This window comes from Bartonella sp. TT110JLCBS, assembly GCF_042193405.1.
Lineage (GTDB): Bacteria > Pseudomonadota > Alphaproteobacteria > Rhizobiales > Rhizobiaceae > Bartonella.
The window spans coordinates 1-736 of record NZ_JBHILT010000203.1 but is presented as its reverse complement, the minus strand read 5'-3'; the positions used below and the strand labels follow the sequence as shown (position 1 = coordinate 736).

At 36.0% G+C, this 736-nt stretch carries 1 protein-coding gene and 1 pseudogene; both read right to left on the bottom strand.

Annotated features, from left to right (window positions below; genetic code table 11):
* Positions 1–481: pseudogene (locus ACFILW_RS10465) on the bottom strand (hypothetical protein); the annotation flags it as partial.
* Between the two features lie 69 nt (positions 482–550).
* Positions 551–703, bottom strand: coding sequence for a TrwH protein (locus ACFILW_RS10460; protein ID WP_375685806.1), 153 nt, complete (start codon positions 701–703; stop codon positions 551–553).
* Positions 704–736 lie beyond the last annotated feature (33 nt).

Below are 736 nucleotides of genomic sequence, written 5' to 3'. Positions count from 1 at the left end.
TTTTCTGACTATTTGTTATAGCTTGATAGGTTTTTTCTGTTTGCGAAATTTGTTCTTTTTTCAACTCAAGCTGTTTTGTTAAGAGCTCAATAATTTCTCCTTTTTTTAATAGATTAATAAGCTCCAGATATTCTGGAGGTGGAGAGGGCACGAAAGCTGATTTAGGTGCCTGAGCTGTGGGAGATACTGGAGTTGTGTTAGATGGCTTAGAGCCACTAGGTTGAGAAGGTGCGGAATTTCTTTCCTTTCCAAAAGTAGAAAGGTCGATTTTAATATTGGGTGGATTATGTGCTGGCTTGTGGCGTTTTGGTAGTGTTGGTTTTTTATGTTTCTTTATTGCAGTGAGATCTTCTAACCCTGTACCATGAGCTACAATAGCACGGTTGCTACCTCCTCCTTGCTTAGTACCAGTGTTACTTCTTGCTAAGTTTGTTGTTCCAAGAAACGCACTAATTGCTATGATAATAATCAGTTTTTGCATATTTTATTCCTTTTAATTTTCACATATTTAGAAAGACTGACTATTACATTATTAACTTCATAAATCAGTTTATGAGATTCCGTTGTCTCCTCTCTTGATTTCGGCAGGGATTGTTTTATTAATAGGCACTCGGTTCCTATCATTTGGCTGTTTTAGCTTTGGTGCTAATGCACAAGCCGATAAAAGGTTTACAATCAAAGTTACAAGAATGATCGACTTCATTTTAATATGACTCTTTTTACAGTTATATGCATC

What these genes read in the sequence shown, in the direction of transcription:
- ACFILW_RS10460 (WP_375685806.1), bottom strand. Translation starts at nt 703, where the DNA reads ATGAAGTCGATCATTCTTGTAACTTTGATTGTAAACCTTTTATCGGCT.